Origin of the sequence: Granulicatella sp. zg-ZJ (assembly GCF_010892355.1) — a bacterium.
GTDB lineage: Bacteria > Bacillota > Bacilli > Lactobacillales > Aerococcaceae > WM01.
On record NZ_WNJY01000058.1, the window covers coordinates 1 to 897 of the forward strand.

Sequence of the window (897 nt, forward strand, 5' to 3'; positions counted from 1 at the left end):
GAAACAATAAAAATGACAGATGAATCACTACTCTCATTCTCCTTTCTTTCATCTTTTATTTTCGAATATTTTATACTTGTCCAAATATCAGGACTTTATGTACAAATATGTTAAAATAAAAGAAGCTTGAATTAAGATTGTGATTTTTCCAATGAATATAGGACTTTTAGAGCCACTATGCATCAAAAAACAACCAATTTATCATTTTGAAATTGGTTTGTTTAGTGCGTTCCAAAAGTCCTAGTATTTTGTACAACTTTTTTGATTTTTTCTAAGTATTAACCAGTTATAACACGTTGTTTTAGCCACTCCTAAAAGTTGAGCTGCCTCTCGAGTATTTAATTTATTTAAATTCCACTGTTGATAAACATCTTCAAAATTAGCTGGCAACTCTTTTTTTGGTCGCCCAAATTGAACACCTTTTTTCTTTGCTTCTATAATTCCCTCTTTTTGCCTTTGAAGCATATTTTCACGTTCTACTTGAGCAATATAAGATAATATTTGTAGTACTAAATCAGAAATGAATCGACCTGTTATATTATTATCAAAAGATGATTTCGTATTTAATAATTCTAAGTCAATAACCCGAATATCTACCTCTTTTTCTCTCACTAAATAGCGCCACTGTTCAAGAATCTCATCATAATTTCTTCCTAAACGATCAATCGATTTAATCACAATTTCATCTCCCTTTTTTACACGTTTTATCATACGTTTGTAAGCTACTCGATTGAAATCTCTCCCTGACATTTTATCAATATAAATCTGTTTTTGTGCAATCCCTTCTTTGTACATAGCTGTTAACTGACGATCAATGTTTTGTTCCTTTGTCGACACACGAATATACCCGTATTTCATAGTTAGTCCTCCTATTGTTTTTTTACTATTATCTCAAAG

At 30.4% G+C, this 897-nt stretch carries 1 protein-coding gene; it reads right to left on the minus strand.

Going from position 1 to position 897, the window contains the following annotated elements:
* Positions 1-240 precede the first annotated feature (240 nt).
* Positions 241-858: a recombinase family protein gene (locus GMA11_RS09150; protein WP_163546809.1), complete on the minus strand. Its 618-nt coding sequence runs from the start codon at positions 856-858 to the stop codon at positions 241-243.
* Between the last annotated feature and the right edge of the window lie 39 nt (positions 859-897).

Excerpts from the sequence above, each read along its gene's own strand:
- GMA11_RS09150 (WP_163546809.1), bottom strand. The coding sequence starts at position 858 with ATGAAATACGGGTATATTCGTGTGTCGACAAAGGAACAAAACATTGAT.